The organism is Leisingera aquaemixtae, assembly GCF_019801145.1.
Taxonomy (GTDB): domain Bacteria; phylum Pseudomonadota; class Alphaproteobacteria; order Rhodobacterales; family Rhodobacteraceae; genus Leisingera; species Leisingera aquaemixtae_A.
This window is the reverse complement of the sequence record NZ_JAHVJQ010000002.1, coordinates 468031-486995: the sequence shown is the minus strand read 5'-3', so window position 1 is coordinate 486995 and position 18965 is coordinate 468031. Positions and strand designations below refer to the sequence as shown.

At 62.8% G+C, this 18965-nt stretch carries 17 protein-coding genes and 1 pseudogene; 8 read left to right on the top strand and 10 right to left on the bottom strand.

Going from position 1 to position 18965, the window contains the following annotated elements; genetic code table 11:
- The first annotated feature begins 195 nt into the window (after positions 1-195).
- A complete protein-coding gene (locus tag KUW17_RS06915) occupies positions 196-1563 on the top strand; it encodes a formimidoylglutamate deiminase (protein WP_222477142.1) in 1368 nt (455 codons plus the stop codon).
- Here KUW17_RS06915 and KUW17_RS06910 read toward each other — a convergent pair.
- Positions 1560-2078: a HutD family protein gene (locus tag KUW17_RS06910; RefSeq protein ID WP_261397040.1), complete on the bottom strand. Its 519-nt coding sequence runs from the start codon at positions 2076-2078 to the stop codon at positions 1560-1562. The genes KUW17_RS06915 and KUW17_RS06910 overlap by 4 nt on opposite strands.
- A 160-nt stretch (positions 2079-2238) precedes the next feature.
- Between KUW17_RS06910 and KUW17_RS06905 the strand changes: the two genes are divergently transcribed.
- Positions 2239-2586: a hypothetical protein gene (locus KUW17_RS06905; RefSeq protein WP_222477138.1), complete on the top strand. Its 348-nt coding sequence runs from the start codon at positions 2239-2241 to the stop codon at positions 2584-2586.
- Positions 2587-2595: 9 nt separating this feature from the next.
- On the opposite strand, the gene KUW17_RS06900 is transcribed toward KUW17_RS06905, so the two are convergent.
- On the bottom strand, positions 2596-3615 hold the full coding sequence (locus KUW17_RS06900; protein WP_222477591.1) for a transporter substrate-binding domain-containing protein: 1020 nt from the start codon (positions 3613-3615) through the stop codon (positions 2596-2598).
- A gap of 319 nt (positions 3616-3934) precedes the next feature.
- Here KUW17_RS06900 and dapE point away from each other — a divergent pair, with 319 nt between their 5' ends.
- The 4 genes from dapE to rnr are packed head-to-tail and all read left to right on the top strand — an operon-like array spanning position 3935 to position 8396.
- Positions 3935-5080, top strand: coding sequence for a succinyl-diaminopimelate desuccinylase (gene dapE, locus KUW17_RS06895; RefSeq protein ID WP_222477136.1), 1146 nt, complete (start codon positions 3935-3937; stop codon positions 5078-5080).
- On the top strand, positions 5077-5502 hold the full coding sequence (locus KUW17_RS06890) for a GNAT family N-acetyltransferase (RefSeq protein WP_222477122.1): 426 nt from the start codon (positions 5077-5079) through the stop codon (positions 5500-5502). Before dapE ends, KUW17_RS06890 begins: the two co-directional genes overlap by 4 nt.
- A complete protein-coding gene (locus KUW17_RS06885) occupies positions 5499-6071 on the top strand; it encodes a TIGR04282 family arsenosugar biosynthesis glycosyltransferase (RefSeq protein WP_222477120.1) in 573 nt (190 codons plus the stop codon). Before KUW17_RS06890 ends, KUW17_RS06885 begins: the two co-directional genes overlap by 4 nt.
- A 51-nt stretch (positions 6072-6122) precedes the next feature.
- The gene (gene rnr, locus KUW17_RS06880) at positions 6123-8396 is read left to right on the top strand and encodes a ribonuclease R (protein ID WP_222477118.1); all 2274 of its coding nucleotides are present in this window, start codon (positions 6123-6125) and stop codon (positions 8394-8396) included.
- A gap of 34 nt (positions 8397-8430) precedes the next feature.
- Here the strand turns inward: rnr and KUW17_RS06875 are convergent, their stop codons facing one another.
- Positions 8431-8853: a DUF1801 domain-containing protein gene (locus KUW17_RS06875; protein WP_222477117.1), complete on the bottom strand. Its 423-nt coding sequence runs from the start codon at positions 8851-8853 to the stop codon at positions 8431-8433.
- A complete protein-coding gene (locus KUW17_RS06870) occupies positions 8850-9548 on the bottom strand; it encodes a glutathione S-transferase family protein (protein ID WP_222477115.1) in 699 nt (232 codons plus the stop codon). Before KUW17_RS06870 ends, KUW17_RS06875 begins: the two co-directional genes overlap by 4 nt.
- Positions 9549-9635: 87 nt before the next feature.
- On the opposite strand from KUW17_RS06870, the gene KUW17_RS06865 reads away from it, so the two are divergent.
- Positions 9636-10340, top strand: a complete 705-nt coding sequence (locus KUW17_RS06865) for a helix-turn-helix transcriptional regulator (protein ID WP_222477113.1) — start codon at positions 9636-9638, stop codon at positions 10338-10340.
- Between the two features lie 98 nt (positions 10341-10438).
- Complete coding sequence (locus tag KUW17_RS06860; RefSeq protein ID WP_222477111.1) at positions 10439-11767, top strand: lytic murein transglycosylase; 1329 nt, start codon at positions 10439-10441, stop codon at positions 11765-11767.
- A gap of 122 nt (positions 11768-11889) precedes the next feature.
- On the opposite strand, the pseudogene KUW17_RS06855 reads toward KUW17_RS06860, so the two are convergent.
- From KUW17_RS06855 to KUW17_RS06830, 6 genes and pseudogenes are all read right to left on the bottom strand, one after another.
- A pseudogene (locus KUW17_RS06855) lies at positions 11890-12735 on the bottom strand (ABC transporter permease); the annotation flags it as partial.
- A 14-nt stretch (positions 12736-12749) separates the two neighbouring features.
- Positions 12750-14021, bottom strand: a complete 1272-nt coding sequence (locus KUW17_RS06850) for an ABC transporter permease (protein ID WP_222477109.1) — start codon at positions 14019-14021, stop codon at positions 12750-12752.
- An 80-nt stretch (positions 14022-14101) separates the two neighbouring features.
- The gene (locus tag KUW17_RS06845) at positions 14102-15202 is read right to left on the bottom strand and encodes an extracellular solute-binding protein (RefSeq protein WP_222477107.1); all 1101 of its coding nucleotides are present in this window, start codon (positions 15200-15202) and stop codon (positions 14102-14104) included.
- 80 nt (positions 15203-15282) lie between these two features.
- Positions 15283-16383 carry an ABC transporter ATP-binding protein gene (locus KUW17_RS06840; RefSeq protein ID WP_222477105.1) on the bottom strand — a complete coding sequence of 367 codons (1101 nt, stop codon included), beginning with the start codon at positions 16381-16383 and terminating at the stop codon, positions 15283-15285.
- A 354-nt stretch (positions 16384-16737) separates the two neighbouring features.
- Entirely contained in the window at positions 16738-18132 is a 1395-nt protein-coding gene (locus KUW17_RS06835; protein ID WP_222477103.1) for an aspartate aminotransferase family protein, read from the bottom strand.
- 66 nt (positions 18133-18198) lie between these two features.
- Complete coding sequence (locus KUW17_RS06830; RefSeq protein ID WP_222477097.1) at positions 18199-18885, bottom strand: GntR family transcriptional regulator; 687 nt, start codon at positions 18883-18885, stop codon at positions 18199-18201.
- Positions 18886-18965 lie beyond the last annotated feature (80 nt).

The window sequence follows — 18965 nt, the reverse complement described above, 5'->3', positions numbered from 1 at the left end:
CGCCCCGCAGTCTAAGACCAGAAACGCGCCCCATTCCGGGCGCGTTTTTCTTTTTCTGAAGCGCCTGCTTGTTTCTGGTAAAAATACCCGCGGAGAGGCCGTTAGGCCCCGGGACGGCGCCCCCTCCTGCACGAAAACCTTGCCGCGCATTAAGCCTGCTGCTAATACCATTACATCTACACATAAGAGGGTCAGATGCAGACCATATTCGCCCAGCGCGCCCGCCTGCCCCAGGGATGGGCAGAGAACCTCCGGCTGACGATTTCTGAGGGCCGGATTTCTTCCTTGGAAACCGGTGCCGAACCGCAGGCAGGGGATACCCGGGCGGATGTGCTGCTGCCATCGCTGGGCAATTTGCACTCCCACAGTTTCCAGCGCGCGATGGCGGGGATGACGGAGTACCGGGCCGCAGGCAAGGACAGCTTCTGGACCTGGCGCGAACTGATGTACCGCTTCATGGACCGCATCACGCCCGAGCAATACGAGGCGATTGCCGCGCTGGTGTTCATGGAGATGCTGGAGGCAGGATATGCCTCTGTGGGCGAATTCCACTATGTCCACCACCAGCCGGGCGGTGCGCATTTTACGTCGGTGACAGAGCTAAGCGAGCGGGTGTTTGCGGCCGCCGGCCAGACCGGCATCGGCCTGACCCACTTGCCGGTGCTTTACACCTACGGCGGTGCCGGCAAGCAGGAGCTGAGCGGCGGCCAGCAGCGGTTCGGCAATTCGGTGGCTGAATTCACCGAGCTTGTCAGCCGCGCCCGTGAAATTGCCGCCCGCGAGCTGCCGTCCGACGCCTGCGTTGGCATCGCCCCGCATTCGCTGCGTGCCACCTGCCCCGAGGATCTGGCAGAGGTGCTGCAGATCCAGAACGGTCTGCCGGTGCATATCCACATCTCGGAGCAGCCCAAGGAAGTTGCCGACATCAGCGCTTGGCTGGGTGCGCGGCCGGTCGAATGGCTGCTGGACAACGCGGCGGTCGACGGCAAGTGGTGCCTGATCCATGCGACCCACATGACCAGCTCTGAAACCGCAGGCATGGCGCGGTCCGGCGCCGTGGCGGGCTTGTGCCCGATCACCGAAGCCAACCTGGGCGACGGCCCGTTCAACGGTGTGGAATACTTGGCGGAGAAGGGTGCGTTTGGGGTGGGATCAGACTCTAACGTGCGGATTTCTCTGCCCGAAGAGCTGCGCACGCTGGAATATTCCCAGCGTCTTCGGGACTTTGCCCGCAACGTGCTGGTGCCGGGTGAGGGCTCGGTTGGCGAAACCCTGTACCTGGGCGCGGCGCAAGGCGGGGCGCAGGCCTTGGGTCGCGACGCCGGGCGGATCGAAGAGGGCGCGCTTGCAGATCTGGTTGCGATTGACAGCGGCGTGCCCGCTCTCTGCGCGCTGAAGCCGGAGCAACTGCTCGACGGCCTCTGCTTTGCTGCAGGCGATGACACGGTCACAGACGTCTGGAGCGCCGGCCGCCATGTGGTGAATCAAGGCCGCCATATCGCGCGGGACAGCGTGGTTGCCGGCTACAAGACGGCCATTAAAGAACTGTTGAACAGTCTCTAAACAGGCAGAATCCGCACTTGGACAACAGTGCCGCCGCCGGTGACCACAGCGCCGGCGGCGGTCCCGGTCACGATCCCCTCCCCGGGACCAAGGCGGTCTGCGTCCACGCCTTCCAAGCTGCCGGAGACCACAAAAAGCACTTGCCGTCCTTCAACAGCCGGAACAGGGCCGTCCACAAGGATTTCGGATCCCGCCGTCACCCGCGCCGGGTCATATATCACGTTGAAGGCCTTGCAGGGCCCATCGCGCAACCGGCAGTCCAGCGGCGACCCGCCATCGAAGCGCAGCGGTTCCAGCGGCCGGGCCTCCAGCCGCGTGGTTTCATTCGACAGGGTGTGCCCGGCCCCTTCGACGATGCAATGGATACGGGCGAGGCCGGGGAATGCGGAAAACGGGCCATCACGGGTGATGTCCGCCAGGCTCAGGCGCCAGACCATCCTTCCGTCTTCAGCGTGCGTGGCCAGTTCCCGGGTCACACCGCCGCCGTTCTTCCATGGCACGGGATGGGCAGTCATGGCGGAGAAGCGCATTGCAGGATCCTTGCAGCCGATCTTTCAACCCAGGCATAAATCCCGGATGCCAGGAACCGCAAGCTTTCCGTTTCCCGCTCATCGGGCCTGCAGCGGCACCGCAATTTGATTGACCATCCCCCTACCCCGGCGCTATGGCGGCGGCATGGAAAAGAAGAAACCCTCCCGCCAGCAAGTTTATACCCTGCTTGTCCAGATCGGCCGCAAGGACGGAGACGGCCTGCCCGACGGCGCCACAGGCGCGGCGCTGATGATCTATGCATCGGGCATTGATGAAGCTGAGGCGGTGCGGGAAACCGTGGCGATCCTCAAGCAGGCCGACACCGCGCCGCTGGACGTGACCGGCTACGGCACGCTGGAAGAACGCGAGGCCGAAGGCCATGAGATCGGCGAAGAGGAGCGTGACCTGATGCAGCGGGCGCTGGAGGAAAACGCGGTGATCGTCGCGCAGATGACCCCGTTCTTCGACGGCGAAGAGCCAGTGTTCCACTGACCGCAGACCTCAGTCCTGGCTGCCGAACCATTTGCGGTAGAGGGCGTCATAGCTGCCGTCCTCCTGCATCGCCAGCAGCGCCTGGTTGACCTCTTCCACCAGCGGCGAGCCGGCCGGAAAAACCAGCCCGTAGTTTTCGCGCAGGAACGGCTGGCCAATGGTCTGCCCGAATTTGTGCCCGCCCTGCTTCTCGTAGTAGTTCAGCACCGGCGCATCAAAGACAACTGCCTTGATCTCTCCCGTCTCAAAGGCAGCCAGCATGTCCTCCAGCCCGGAAAAGGCGGCGTAGTCGATCTCGCGCCGGTCCAGGAAGCCGGCTGCCGTCGAACCGCTGATGGTGCCGACGGATCTGCCATAAAGATCGTTCACCGAATTCACCGAGCCACTGATTGCCTCGACGGTCATCACTGCAGTGATCTTGGCGACGAAGACCGAGACGATGAACAGCGACGAGACCACCAGCACCACACCGAACATGCGGCCGACCGGTGTCCGCGGCACCCGTTCCTCGAAGCCGCCATTCACCACTAGGTTCAGCGCCCACCAGAACGACGGGAACCAAGCCTCATTCAAGGGGCGGTCGAAATAGGGTTGGGCGCGGCGTTCAAAGGCCCACATCACCATGCCGCCGCCGAACAGCAGAAGAAAGGCGATGCCGATAGCAGCGGCCAGATCCCAGGACATCAGCGCCCGCAACAGCGACGGCTGGCGGACGTCATCGGCCTGAACCATGATCTGCAGACCGCTTTCGAAAACCGGGTGGCTGAAATCCATCAGGATTTCGCGGGAGGCTGTGATCGAAATATTGGCGGCAGCCAGGTCGGCCTCGCCGGTGCGCACACCGTCCAGCATCTCTGCAAAGCTGCCGGTGCGGTTGATGCGGTAATCCCAGCCCAGCCGTTCCGCCAAAATCCCGAACAGCTCCAGCGAAAAGCCGGTGTCGCGCCCCTCTTCCACCATGGAAAACGGCGGCCGGGTGACAGTGTTGACCGTCAGAACCTGCGCAGAGAGCAGTTGCCCCCAGAGCATGAACAGGGCGGCGGTGATCAGACGGAGATACAGCACGGAAACGCTCGGATTGGCCTCTGAAAGGGTTTCAACGTCCTTAGGCGGATCACCATTTTCACGCAAGCGCTTTGGCCGCGGCGGCAGAATTGCCACCGGAACTGTGTCAGGCAATCCGCTGCGCAGAGGTCTGGCGGCAGCAACAGTTTGCGGTTGGGGGCAGCCTCGGCTTGCCTCCCTTAGGCCAACGGCCTTTGCGCCCATTTCGCTGTCTCCGCTGTGAATTGCGCCGCGTGCCGATCCGCGCTAGGCCTGTGCCAACCGGAACCCGAGGAGCCCACCGATGCCGCAAACCGATCCCGCCCGCCTGACTGCTGACCTGATCCGCTGCCCGTCGGTCACGCCCGAAGAAGGCGGTGCGCTGGTGCTGCTGGAGGAGCTTCTGAGTGGTGCGGGCTTTGAGTGCACCCGCACCGACCGCGGCGAGGTCAGCAACCTGTTTGCCCGCTGGGGCGCCAAGGGCCACGCCAAGACTTTTGGCTTCAACGGCCACACCGATGTGGTGCCGCTGGGGGACGAGGCCGCCTGGACCATGCCTCCCTTTGGCGCCGAGGAGAAGGACGGGTTCATGTACGGCCGCGGTGCCACCGACATGAAGTCGGGTGTTGCCGCCTTTGCCGCGGCTGCCGTGGACCTCGTGCAGGACACCCCGCCGGATGGCGCCATCATCCTGACCATCACCGGCGATGAGGAAGGCGATGCAGTGGACGGAACCACCGCTCTGCTGGACTACATGGCAGATGCGGGCGAGCAGATGTCCGTCTGCCTGGTGGGCGAGCCCACCTGCCCCAATGAGATGGGCGAGATGATCAAGATCGGCCGCCGCGGCTCGATGACGGCCTGGTTCACGGTGACCGGTGTGCAGGGGCATTCGGCCTACCCGCACCGTGCCAACAATCCGCTGAACGCAATGGCGCGGCTGATGGACCGGCTGGCCAGCCATGAACTGGACCAGGGGACTGAACATTTCGATGCGTCCACTCTGGCCGTTGTCACCATCGACACCGGCAACACCGCCACCAACGTGATCCCGGCGCAGGCCACCGCTGCCGTCAACATCCGCTTCAACGACGCCCATTCCGGCGCCGGCCTGACGGAGTGGCTGCAGGGTGAGGCGGACAAGGTGGCAGCGGAATTCGGCGTCGAAATCGGGATGAAGGTGAAAATCTCCGGCGAGAGCTTCATCACCCCGCCGGGCGCGCTGTCGGACCTGGTCTCAAAAGCAGTTGAGGCGGAGACCGGAAAGGTTCCGGAACTGTCGACCACCGGCGGCACTTCCGACGCGCGGTTTGTGAAAAACCACTGCCCGGTGGTGGAATTCGGTCTGGTTGGCAAAACCATGCACCAGGTGGATGAGCGGGTCGAGGTCGCCCAGATCCACCAGCTGAAAGCCATCTATACCCGAATCCTGCAGGACTATTTCGCATGAACCTGAGCATTTCGGTCACCGAGGATCTCAAGACATGCTTTGCCTTGCGCCACCAAGTTTTCGTGGAGGAGCAAGGTGTGCCGGTGGAGGAGGAGCAGGACGAGTTGGACGCCACTGCCACCCATCTTCTGGCGCTGCAGGACGGTGTTCCGGTGGGGACGGCGCGGATTGTGTTCAAGGGCGGTACCGCCAAGATCGGCCGGGTCTGTGTGCTGTGCTCCGCCCGCGGCACCGGGCTTGGCGCCAAATTGATTGAGGCCGCAGTGGATGCCGCCCGAGCACGTCCCGGGATAACAAAGGCCAAGCTTGGCGCGCAGATCCATGCGCTCGGGTTCTATGAGAAGCTTGGCTTCACTGCCTTTGGCCCGGTCTATGACGATGCCGGTATCGATCACCGGGACATGGTGCGCGATTTCACGTGAAACGCTCCCTGATCATCATGGTCAAGGAACCGCGCCCCGGCCGGGTCAAGACCCGGCTGGGGGGGGACATTGGCGTGATCCCCGCCACCTGGTGGTTCCGCCATCAGTCCGCCCGGCTGATCCGCAGGCTGTGCGACCCGCGCTGGCAGATCGTGCTGGCGGTGGCACCGGATACCGCAGCCGCTTCAAAAGTCTGGCCCGCTGATTTACCCCGCCTGCCGCAAGGGGGCGGTGATCTGGGTCAGCGAATGAAACGGATGCTGCGGGCTGCTCCTGGGCCTGTCTGCCTGATCGGCGCCGACATCCCTGGCATCACCCGGGCCCATATCGCCCGCGCCTTTGCAGCCCTTGGCGGTCATGACGCGGTTTTCGGTCCAGCAGCGGACGGCGGTTATTGGCTGGTGGGTGCCAAGCATCCATCCCGCCTGCCAAAAGGCATGTTCGAAAATGTCCGCTGGTCCACCGAACACGCGCTGGCCGACACGCTGAACACCCTGCCCGGCTGGCGCATTGCGCTGACCGATACCCTGCAGGATGTCGACACCGCCGCGGATCTGCCGCGGCGCTGACGCTTCGCTTTTCACCATGACGCCGCCCCCGCGCCATGCTACGCGGGAAGTATGAGCCGTATTCCCTCCAAGGCCGAAATCCTCGATTGGATCTCCGCCAACCCGACCCATACCTCCAAGCGCGACATTGCCAAGGCCTTTGGCATCAAGGGCGCCGACCGCATCGACCTCAAGCGCATCCTGAAGGAGCTGGAGGCGGAAGGGCATTTGCAGAAGCGCAAGAAAACCTACCGCGACCCGGACCAGCTGCCGCCGGTGACGGTGCTGCAGGTCAAGGCGCCGAACGAGGATGGCGACCTGTATGGCCGTCCGCTGGAATGGCATGGCGAGGGCGTGGAACCTATCATCCTGATCCTGACCAAACCCTCGGACCCGGCACTGGGAGAGGGCGACAAGATCCTGGTGAAGCTGCAGATGGTCCCGGATCAGGACCACAATTACGAGGCGCGGCTGATCCGCCGCATCGGAACCAACCCCAAGCGGGTTCTGGGCATCTTCCGCAAAGGGTCTGAGGGCGGGCGGATTGTGCCGATCGACAAGGCTGCGTCGAGTGAATGGATGGTGGCGCAAGACGCAGTCAATGGCGCCAGAGACGGCGAACTGGTTGAGGCCGAGCAGGCCGGTCCAAAGGGCCGCATGGGCCTGCCGCGCGCGCGCATCGTGGAACGGCTGGGCGACCCCACCGCCCCCAAGGCGGTGTCGCTGATCGCCATTCATCAGCACGGCATCCCTGATCATTTCCCCGATCCGGTGATGGCAGAAGCCGATGCGGCCAAACCCGCAGGGCTGAAGGGCCGCGAGGACCTGCGTGAACTGCCGCTGGTCACTATCGATCCGGCAGACGCCCGCGACCATGACGACGCCTGCTATGCCCACGCCGATGACGACCCCAAGAACCCCGGCGGCCATGTGATCTGGGTGGCGATTGCCGATGTCGCTGCCTATGTGCGCCCCGGCTCGGCGCTCGACCGCGAGGCGAAGAAGCGCGGCAATTCCAGCTATTTCCCCGACCGGGTGGTGCCGATGCTGCCGGACCGGCTGTCCGGCGACCTGTGCAGTTTGCACGAAGGCGTGCCGCGAGCCTGTATCGCAGTGCGGATGCAGGTGGATGCCGAGGGCAACAAGCTGTCGCACAGGTTCGTGCGCGGGCTGATGCGCTCTGTGGCCTCACTCAACTATGCCGAGGTGCAGGAGGCGCAGGACGGCAATCCGAACGACAAGACCGCACCGCTGCTGGACGATGTGATCAAGCCGCTGTTTGCAGCCTACAAGGCTCTAACAAGGGCAAGAACTGCGCGCGAGCCGCTGGATCTGGACCTGCCTGAGCGCAAAATCGTGCTGGATGACGACGGCCATGTCACCTCGGTTGCCTTCCGCGACCGGCTGGATGCGCACAAACTGATCGAGGAATTCATGATCCTCGCCAATGTCTCTGCGGCAGAGACGCTGATCAAAAAACGGTCGCCCTTGTTGTTCCGGGTGCATGAGGAGCCGGCGCAGGAGAAGCTGGAAGCGCTGCGCGAGACCGCGCAAGCGGCGGGCCTCAGCCTTGCCAAGGGGCAGGTGCTGCAGACCCGGCATCTGAATGCCCTGCTGAACCAGGCCGCGGGAACAGACGATGCAGAGCTGATCAACATTTCCACCCTGCGCTCGATGCAGCAGGCCTATTACAACCCGGAAAACTTTGGGCATTTCGGCCTGGCGCTCAGGAACTACGCGCATTTCACCTCGCCGATCCGCCGCTATGCCGACCTGATCGTGCACCGCTCGCTTATCTCTTCGCACGGCTGGGGCGATGACGGGCTGGATGCCGCCCAGATCGAGCGGCTGGAAGACACTGCCACCCATATTTCTGAAACCGAGCGGCGCTCGATGATTGCGGAACGGGACACCACGGACCGCTACCTGGCGTCCTACCTCAGTGAGCGGGTGGGCAATGAATTCGAAGGCCGGATTAGCGGCATCGCCCGCTTCGGCGCCTTTGTGAAGCTGGACGAGACCGGCGCAGACGGGCTGGTGCCGGTGCGCTCCATCGGGCGGGAGTTCTTTCATTTCGACGCCCAGGCCGGAACCCTGACGGGGGCGGACACCGGCATGACCCTGGCCATTGGCCAGCGGGTGACGGTGCGGCTGACTCAGGCGGCGCCTGTCACCGGCGGGCTGGAGCTGGAGCTGCTGGCGCTGGAGGACGCGCCCATGCCCGCTGGCGGCAGCCAGCGCGGCCGCCGCAGCCCGGCGGGCCGGACCGTCAAGCGCAAGGCGGCCAAGTCCAAGCACAAGGCCGCCAAGGTGAAGCGCAAGGTGGAACGCAAGCGGCGGAAATAGGCCTCTGTTGCCACGCGGACAGGCCAGTTTTCTCTCACGCTGGAGTTTTCAGCGGCGGGCGGGTCTTGTAGGTCAGCGCCCGTTTGATCAGCCAGCCATGGCGGATGGGTTCAACCTCCTCCGGGAGGTTGAACAGGACCGCGCGGGTGCCTTCGAACCGGTCCCAGGCAGGGAAGGCCGCGGCAAACTCCGGAATCAGCCGGCTTTGGCAATGCACAAACAGGGCAAAGCGCGCGCCCTTTGGCACCCCCAGCCGGATGGTGGAACCCGCCTTGGTCTCAGGCGTGACGTAAGACGGCTGTCCCCAGCGCAGCACTTCCTCCACCCGCCCGGCTTCCGGTGTTTCGGCGGCGGTATCAAATATCAGCTGCCTGAGCCGCAGCAGCCCTTCCCGCGCCAGCGGGTCAGACACCGCAAAGGCAGCCGCGATCTCCGGGGTGGCAAAGGCAGGTTTCATGGCAAGGGCACCGTTTCGAACACACGGCTCAGATAGGCGCATAAAACCTTGTCGCCCCGCAAGCGTTTGCTGACTGCCGAAGCCTCAGAGGTGTGCAGCATGGAGATCAGGAACGGCGCCACGCTCAAGTCAGCAGAGGTGATGCTGCCGCCCATCAGGAACGGACGTTCACTGGCAAGCACGGAGATAGGCTTCAGGTCCTGCTCCAGCCGGTGCATCCGCTCCGCTTTGCTGAAGCGTGCGAGGCCCTGCCAGTGCAGCCCGGCCTGGATTTCCTTCCTGACCGGGGCGCTGATCTCATCGCGCATGGGTTCGGGAACCGGCTGAAAGATCTGATCCCGCACCTCGGGCCAGACCGTGTCATCATTCCAGCGCATTTGCAGCAGGTGCAGGCCCAAGTGGTATTCCGCCAGCCGCACCCAGGCGCGGGCGTAGGCGCGGGAGGCCGCATCCAGCCCTGTGTCGAAATCGGCCCCCTGCCCTTCCAGCCAGTCGCGGATGCCGTCGCTGTCGGCAATCTGTCCGTCAGGCGTCGCAAGAACCGGCAGCTTCCGGTGCGGCATTTCGGTCGGATCCAGCATGTCGCTGCGCTGCCAGGGCTGGCCGGACAGCTCCAGCATCAAGGCGGATTTGATGCAGAAGGGACTCATGCTGAACAAACCGAAACCGGTGGGGAAGGTGAGGAGGGAAAGCATTGCTGAAATCCTGTTCGTTACGCTTACAGGTTTTTTCTAATCCCTGCTGATGACAGTTAGTGTCATCAGTGCATAGGATAGTCAGGCATGTCCCGAACTCATCGCCTCTTTCAACTGATGCAGGCCCTGCGCCTGGGGCCTGGCCCGCATACCGCGGCCCGGCTGGGGGAGGAACTGGGCGTGTCGGCCCGCAGCATCCACCGCGATATCGCGACCCTGCGCGAGATGGGCGCGGTGATCGACGGCGAGGCGGGATACGGCTTTACACTGATCGAGGACAATGCACTGCCGCCGATGGGATTTCGCGACACCGAACTGGAGGCGCTGGTTCTGGGGCTGCGGGAAGTCGAGCTGATCGGTGACCCGGAGCTGGCCACCGCAGCCTCTGAAGCCCTGCGCAAGCTGCAGGCGCGGCTGCCGCCGAGGCAGGCGCACCGGCTGCGCCACGCTGTGCTGGCGCCCTACCGGTTCGAACGCCCGATTCCGCCCGCGATTTCCGCACAGGATCTGCGTCAGGCGGCATGGGACGAGGTCGAGGTGCGGTTTGGCTACACGGACGGCTACGGCGCAGTGACCGAGCGGCAGGTGAAACCACTGAGCGTGGTTTATTTCGACCGCTCGACCGTGCTGATCGCCTGGTGCTGCCTGCGTCAAGCGGTGCGGGTGTTCCGGCTGGACCGGATGCGCGGGCTGGAGGTGACGGAGCAGAGTTTTCGCCCGCACCGGGTGCCAATGCTGCGGGAGGCCTTGGAACAGATGCGCCAGGAGCACCGGCAAGAGCATCGTCAGTAGGACAGGCAGGCGGCACCCCGCACACGCCAGTAGTGGCCTCTTTACCCGGTTCGCGCTGCCGCTAAACTGGAGCTGGGCAGTGAATAACGAGGTGCATCATGCGCAAATGGGTAGCTGTATCGCTGGTGGCAGGCAGTGCAATGGCGGCAGAGGCCGCGCCGGACAACTCCTTGAGGCCTGCCGAGCGGCCCGGGGCCGCGAAGCAGGAGAGGCAAGGTGAAAGCTATCAGCTGGCTTCGGCCACAACCTTGAGACCGGTCGCCAGGCCTGTTGCGCCTCAGGAGGCCGCGGTGGAACTGGCGGCGGCGGAGCTGAACTTCAAAGGCTGGATCTCGGAATTCAAAGACCGCGCCTTGGCGCAGGGCATCAGCGCCTCTGTGCTGGACAGCGCCTTTGCCGGGGTGCGCTATGATCCCGAAGTGATCCGCCGCGACCGAAACCAATCGGAGTTCACCAAGGCGATCTGGGATTACCTCGACAGCGCCGCCTCGGAACTGCGGGTGAAGAACGGCAAGGCAGCGCTGCGCAACCAGCAGGTGCGGCTGGATCAGATCGAGGCCAAATACGGTGTCGAGAAAGAGATTGTGGTTGCGATCTGGGGGCTGGAAAGCAGCTATGGCACCTTCCGCGGCAAGATGGATGTGGTCCGCTCGCTGGCAACCTTGGCCTTTGACGGGCGGCGCGGGGAGTTCTTTGAGGGTCAACTGGTTGCAGCGCTGAAGATCCTGCAGGCCGGTGATGTTGCCGCCGGCAAGATGACCGGCAGCTGGGCCGGGGCAATGGGCCACACCCAGTTCATTCCGACATCATACCTGGACTACGCGGTGGATTTCACCGGCGACGGCAAGCGGGATATCTGGTCGGACAACCCGGCCGATGCACTGGCGTCTACTGCAACCTACCTAAAGCAGTTCGGCTGGGTGAAAGGCCAGCCCTGGGGAGTGGAAGTGACCCTGCCCAAGGGGTTTGATTACACCCTGGCTGATCGCGACATCGAGAAACCGCCGGCAGAATGGGCGGCGCTCGGCATCAAGGGGCTGGATGGGCGTGCGGTGAAGGATCACGGGCCCGCCTCAATCCTGCTGCCTGCGGGCAGCAAGGGCGCGGCCTTCATGATTTTCCGGAACTTTGCGGTGCTGGAACGCTACAACACTGCGGATGCCTATGTGATCGGGGTCGGGCATCTGGCGGACCGGATCAGGGGCGGCGGGCCAATCCAGGGCAGCTGGCCGCGCGGCGACCGGGCGCTGTCCCTGGCAGAGCGCGAAGAGATGCAGCAGCGGCTGACCAGCGCCGGGTTCGATACCGACGGTATCGACGGCAAGATCGGGCCCAAGACCATCGGGGCAGTGCGCGCCTATCAGGTTGCAAACGGGCTGACGCCGGATGGCTATGCCTCGCTGCGGCTGTTGCAGCGGCTGCGGTAGCACCGGCGGAGGGGGCCTGTCCCCTCCTGGGACAAAGACCTTTGGCTCGCCAACTGGCAGCAGTAAAAAAGATGAAGGCCCCGCAATGCGGGGCCTTTTCTGTTCAATGATCCTTGCGGTGATCAGCCGGGAGACATCCCGCGCAGGCGCTCAGAGCGGCGGCGCAGCATTTCGACCGTGGCCAGCAGCATGATGGAGATCGCCACCAGGATCGTCGCCACCGCCAGGATGGTCGGCGAAATCTGCTCGCGCAGGCCAATGAACATCTGCCAGGGCAGCGTTTTTTGCCCGGCCGAGCCGACAAACAGCACCACAACCACTTCGTCGAAGGAAGTGATGAAGGCGAACAGACCGCCCGAGATCACCCCTGGCAGGATCAGCGGCATTTGCACCCGGAAGAAGGTGGTGACCGGATCGGCACCCATGTTGGCCGCGGCGCGGGTCAGCGAACGGTCAAAACCCACCAGCGTCGCCGTCACAGTGATGATCACGAAGGGGATGCCCAGTGCGGCATGCGCCAGAACCACGCCGATGTAGGTCCCCTGCAGGCCGATGCGGCTGTAGAAGAAGTACATGCCGGCCGCAGAGATGATCAGCGGCACAATCATCGGCGAGATCAGGATCGCCATGATCGCCCGGCGGAATGGCACATGCGGCTGGCTGAGCCCGATGGCGGCCAGCGTGCCGAAGGTGACCGAGACGATGGTGGCCATCGGCGCGATCTTCAGCGAATTCCACATCGCAGACTGCCAGGAGTCATTGTTGAAGAAATCGCGGTAGTGCTTCAGCGAGTAGCCTTCCGGGTCCAGCCGCAGCATTTCCGGTGTGAAAGTGAAGAAGTCCTGCGCGTTGAAGCTGAGCGGGATAATCACCACGATCGGTGCGATCAGGAAGAAGAAGACCAGACCGCAGATTACCCGGAAAGTGTAGTGCCAGGTGCGCTGGCCAACGGTCGCATAAGGAGGAAGTGCGCTCATATCGGTTATCCCAGCTTAACGTTGTCGATGCCGACGACCTTGTCGTAGACCCAGTAGAGGAGCAGGACGACCGCCAGAAGGATTGCGCCCAGTGCCGCACCCAGGCCCCAGTTGCCGGAGGTCGAGATGTGGTAGGCAATCAGGTTGGAGATGAAGGTGCCTTTGGTGCCGCCGACCAGGGCCGGAGTGATGTAGTAGCCCACAGCCAGGATGAAAACGAGGATCGAGCCTGCGCCGATGCCCGGCACGGTCTGCGGGAAATAGACCCGCCAAAAGGCTGTCCAGTCAGTTGCGCCCAGCGATTTGGCGGCGCGCAGGTAGGACGGGTTGATGGTCTGCATGACGGAGTACATCGGCAGGATCATGAACGGCAGCAGGATGTGCGTCATCGCGATAATCGTGCCGAGCTCGTTGTTGATCAGAACCAATCGGTTGGCATCGTCCACAAGCCCGATCCAGACCAGTGTATCGTTTATCACACCCTGCTGCTGCAGCAGGATCTTCCAAGCGGAGGTCCGCACCAGGAGAGAAGTCCAGAAGGGCAGCAGCACCAGGATCAGCAGCAGGTTCGCCTTGCGTGCCGGCAGGTTGGCCAGGATCCACGCGACAGGGTAGCCCAGCAGGATGCAGCTGAAGGTGATGATCAGGGACATCCGCATGGTGCGGATCAGCATGGTGTTGTAGATCCGCTCGTTCTCGGGCCGGATTTCCGGGCCTTCAGCGCCCAGCTGCATATCGACGGCGTTCAGGAAGTAGCCGGATGTTACGGAGCCGGAATAGGTCTTGATGGTGCGCCACAGTTCAACGTCGCCCCAGCCATCGTCAATTTCGATCAGCTTTTCACGGAACGGACCGTCTGCAGCGAGATCCCATTTGCTGACTTTGCGGCCCGATTTGCGGAACACAGAGGAAACGCCCGGGTTTTCATAGTTCAGGCGCTTGGCGACCTTGGTGTGGGTTTTCGCGCGGGCTGCGATCTGGAGATCCGCGGCCATGGCGGCAAACACTGCCTCTTCAGGCAGCTGTCCTGACGCTGGGTCCCAGTCCGCCAGCGCTTCGACCGTTTGGGGCAGCGTGTCCTGGACGATCCGGTTCTCCACCGAGCGGAACAGCATATCAGCCACCGGCAGGATGAAGGTCACAAGGATGAACAGCAGGAGCGGCGCAATCAGCATCAGCGCGCGCAGCTTCTGCATCCGCAGTGCCCGCGCCAGGCTGCGCTTCAGCGGCGTGCCGTCCGCGGCCAGCACCGGGCCGGATTGGCTAATGTCAGTCATAGGGTTCCCCGTCGGGTCTTTATTTTTTTGGGCAGGGGGCCTGGACGCAGCAGGCCCCCTGCAATCTTGGAAGGGTCAGATTACTTGGCCAGCCATGCCTGGAACTTGGCGTCCAGATCATCGCGGTTGTCTGCCCACCATTCGTAGTCATAGACATGCACGTTGCCGGCGTTGGCGGGATCGGTCGGCATGTGCGGCGCCATTTCGATGCCCAGTTCGGCGTGCTTGCCCACCAGCGGTGCCGAGGAGGCACGGGCCGGGCCATAAGAGATATAGGCGGCCTGGTCAGCCAGACGCTGGGTGTCGGTTGCGAATTTCAGGAAGTCCATCACACGGGCCTTGCGGTCCGCGGGCAGGCCTGCCGGAACAACCCAGCCGTCGAGGTCAAAGGACTGCATGTCCCAGAGCATGCCGATCGGTTGGCCCTGCTCGGCGATTGCGGAGAACAGGCGGCCGTTGAAGGTCGAGCCCATCACCACTTCGCCGTCGGCCAGCAGCTGCGGGGTTTCCGCGCCTGCGGTCCACCACACCACCTGGTCCTTGATGGTGTCGAGTTTGGCCAGAGCTTGCGCCACACCTTCGTCAGTGCCCAGCACGTCGTAGATCTCATCCTTGGCCACGCCGTCGCAGTAGAGAGCCCACTCCATGTTGTCGATCGGACGCTTCTGCAGCGAGCGCTTGCCCGGGTATTTCTCGGTGTCGAAGATCGCGCAGACCGAATCCGGCTGGTCGATCAGGTCGGTGCGGTAGCCGAAGGTGGTCGAGTAAACGATCTGCGGGACGAAGCAGTCGCTGACGATCAGGTCGCCGAAGTCCTCGGAGGCGGCGGTGCCGTCCGGCGCCGCTGCCAGGTCTTCGTCATGGTTGATTTCTTCCGCCAGGCCTTCGTCGCAAAGACGCATGGAGTCGGAGGCCACAACATCGACCAGGTCCCAGGTCACATTGCCGGCTTCGTTCATGGCACGGATCTTGGCCACGGCTTCAGCCGAGCTTTCGTCCCAAACCACTTTCACATCGGGGTTGGCGGCCAGATAGGGCTCAACATAAGCCTTGTGCTGGCTGGTCTGATAGGCACCGCCCCAGGACACCAGGGTCAGCTCATTGGCCATTTCCTCGGCAAAGGCCGAAGGGGCGCAAAGGGCGGTGGTCATCGCCAGTGCAGACAGTTTGCTGAGTTTCATAGAGAGTCTCTCCTTGTTGAAATTCACAGATGTGAGATGCCCCCCGGTCGTTCTTCTGCCGGGGGTTCGGCGCGCGCGGATCAGGCGTCCAGCGCGCGGCAGTCTTCCGGCAGCCAGCCGATTTCGATCTGCTGACCGGGCTGGAGACGGGTCTGGTCCGGGGCGTTCCGGGTCTTGATGATGAACTCATCGTTGCCGGCAACCCGCAGACGGGTGCGGAAGATGTCGCCCATGTAGATGAACTCCAGAACTTCCGCCTTGAGGGTATGCACGCCTTCGCGCAGGCGGCTCTTGTTGTATTCCACCCGCTCCGGACGGATCGACACGCGGGTGCGCTCGCCGGGCTTCGAGACATTGACCGGCTTGCAGTCGATCAGCTCGCCATCGTCCAGCTGCACCAGCGCGATACCGTTGTTGATTTCCTTGACGGTGCCTTCGAGCGTGTTGTTTTCGCCGATGAACTGGGCCACGAAGCTGTTTTCCGGGCTTTCATAAAGCTGGTCCGGCGGCGCGATCTGCTGGATGCGGCCGTCGTCGAACACGGCAACGCGGTCGGACATGGTCAGCGCCTCGGTCTGGTCGTGGGTCACATAGACCACGGTGATCCCCAGACGGTGGGCGAGATGGGTGATCTCGAACTGCATCTTTTCGCGCAGCTGCTTGTCGAGCGCGCCCAGCGGTTCGTCCATCAGAACCAGTTCGGGTTCGAACACCAGCGCGCGGGCCAGTGCGATCCGCTGCTGCTGGCCACCCGAAAGCTGTGCCGGGCGGCGGCCGCCAAAGGCGCCCATTTCCACCATATCCAGCGCCCGCTTCACCTTTTCTTCGCGTTCAGATTTGCCCATCTTGCGGACTTCCAGCGGGAAGGAGAGATTTTCCGCAATCGTCATGTGCGGAAACAAGGCGTAGTTCTGGAACACCATGCCGATGCCGCGCTTGTGCGGCGGAATATTGTTAATCGATGTTCCGTCCAGGCGGATATCGCCGTGGGTTGCCGTTTCAAAACCAGCCAGCATCATCAGACAGGTGGTTTTCCCGGACCCGGAAGGGCCAAGCATGGTCAGAAACTCGCCCTTGGGCATGGTGAGGTTAAGGTCTTTGACAACGAGATTTTCGCCATCATAGCTCTTTTGGACGCGTTCGAATTCAACGAACGCATCAACGTTTGACGCATCAGCCAAAGCAGGCTCCCCGTAGTTTTGTCATTCCGGCAGATTGGCTCTGCACTTATTCGAAGTTAATCACACCAAAGCTACCAAGCGCTAGATATGAAAAAAATATTCTTTCACCGGTGAGCGTACGAAATTCATACTTCGGTCCCCTCCTGACGGAAAAGAATACCCTAGCGGAACCCTAGTCCTGTTCCGCCCTGGATGATCGGACGCTTTGCGACCCACTTCGGACATTTTGCGCCGCAAACTGCGAAACCTTGGCTGGAAACCGACTCTTTTACCCCCGGAACCGAAGAGAAAAGGCCCGGCAATAATATTGCCGGGCCTTATGAGTCTACCCCTGAATCGGAGCCGGATATGGAATCAAGCGCTGTGCAGCAGATCCTTCGCTTTCAGTTCCGCGTAGCATTCATCCAGCGACTTGACGGCGCGTTCGATCAGCACGTCGATCTGCTCCGGGGTGATCACCAGCGGCGGCGAGATGATCATGCGGTCGCCGACATGGCGCATGACCAGATTGTTGGCAAAGCAGCGCTCCCGGCAAATGTAGCCGACGGTGCCGGCATCAGATGCAAACGCGGCGCGGGTTTCCTTGTTCGGGGTCAGCGCAATCGAGCCCATCATGCCGACAATCTTGGCCTCGCCCACCAGCGGGTGATCGGTCAGCGCTTCCCATTTCTGCTTCAGATACGGGGCCGCGACGTCGCGCACGTGGCCCAGGATGTTTTCCTCTTCCAGGATGCGCAGGTTTTCCAGCGCAACCGCTGCGGCCACCGGGTGGCCGGAGTAGGTGTAGCCGTGGTTAAACTCGTCGCTTGCGATCACCGAAGCAATCTCATCGCTGACAATAGAGCCGCCGATCGGCGCGTATCCGGAGCTGAGGCCCTTGGCGATGGTCATGATGTCGGGGCGGATGTTCAGGGTTTCGCTGCCGAACCAGTTGCCGGTGCGCCCGAAACCGCAGATCACCTCATCCGCGATCAGCAGGATTTCATACTTGTCGCAGATCCGCTGGATTTCCGTCCAATAGGTGTCTGGCGCCACGATCACGCCCCCGGCCCCCTGCACCGGCTCTGCGATAAAGGCAGCCACACGGTCTTCACCCAGCTCCAGGATCGCCTCTTCCAGCTCGCGGGCACGCTGCAGGCCGAAATCTTCCGGCGGCATGTCGCCGCCTTCGGCCCACCAGTTCGGCTGATTGATATGGTGGATATCCGGGATCGGCATGCCGCCTTGGGCATGCATGCCGCTCATGCCGCCCAAAGAACCGCTGCCGACAGAGGAGCCGTGATAAGCGTTCTTGCGGCTGATGATGACGGATTTCGACGGCTTGCCCTTGAGCGCCCAGTAATGGCGCACCATGCGGATGTTGGTGTCGTTGGCTTCAGAGCCGGAACCGGCAAAGAACACATTGTTCAGGTCGCCCGGCGCCAGCTCGGCGATCTTGGCCGCCAGCGCGATGGCCGGCACATGGGTGGTCTGGAAAAAGGTGTTGTAATAGGGCAGCTCGCGCATCTGGCGGGCGGCCACCTCGGCCAGCTCCTCACGGCCGTAGCCGATGTTGACGCACCACAGACCCGCCATCGCATCAAGGATCTGATGCCCTTCGCTGTCGGTCAGATGCACGCCATCGGCGCGGGTGATAATGCGCGCGCCCTTTTGCGACAGCTCGCCATTGGAGGTGAACGGGTGCATGTGGTGGGCGGCGTCCAGCGCCTGCAGCTCGGCCGTCGGCATGTGGTTGGTGATCACGGTCATGAGACTCGCTCCTGAGAATAACTGATTGGCACCAGAATATGATCAAATTCTCAGGTGTCAATCGAATCAGTTCGCGGCCCGCAGACCCTGAACCACATGCTCCATGCCCTCAAAGACGTCCCGCTCCATCGCCAAGGCGGCCATTTCCGGGTCCTGGCGCCGCAGCGCGTCGAGGATGTCCTTGTGCCGGTCCGGAAAGCTCTGGGTGCCGAGGCGGCCGCTGACCACCCGCAGCGAGGGGCCGAAGCGCAGCCACAGGCGGTCGGCAATGTCGCTGAGAATGGGCGCTTTCGCATGGGAATAAAGCGCCGTGTGAAAGCTGTAGTTCTGCACCAGATAGCCCGCGACATCACCGGTCGCGATCGCCTTGTCCAGCGCGTTATCAATGGTCACCAGCTCTTCGATATCGGCGGCAGCAATCTGCATCGTGGCCCGGCGTGCAAGCTCACATTCGATTGTTTTTCTTGCGAAAATAAGCTCCTCCAGGTCCTGCGGCCCGAGCAGAGGAACCGACACCCGACGGTTGCCCTGGAACATCAGCGCCCCATCGGAAATCAGCCTGCGGATCGCCTCGCGCACCGGCGTCATGCCGGCTTCCAGCGTCTCGACCAGACCTTGGATTGTCACGGCCTGCCCGGGCACCAGTTCGCCGAACAGAATCTGCGCCCTGAGCTTCTGGTAAACGATCTCATGCGCGGGCAGTTTCGCCGGGCTTTCCTGCGCCGCTGCGGGGGGCGAAGTGGTCTCTGTCACCTGGGGGTTTCCTCCTCGATTTTGGCCAGCTTGCACCATCCTGAGCCAAGTGAAAACATAAAGAGTATTGCCGAACGCGG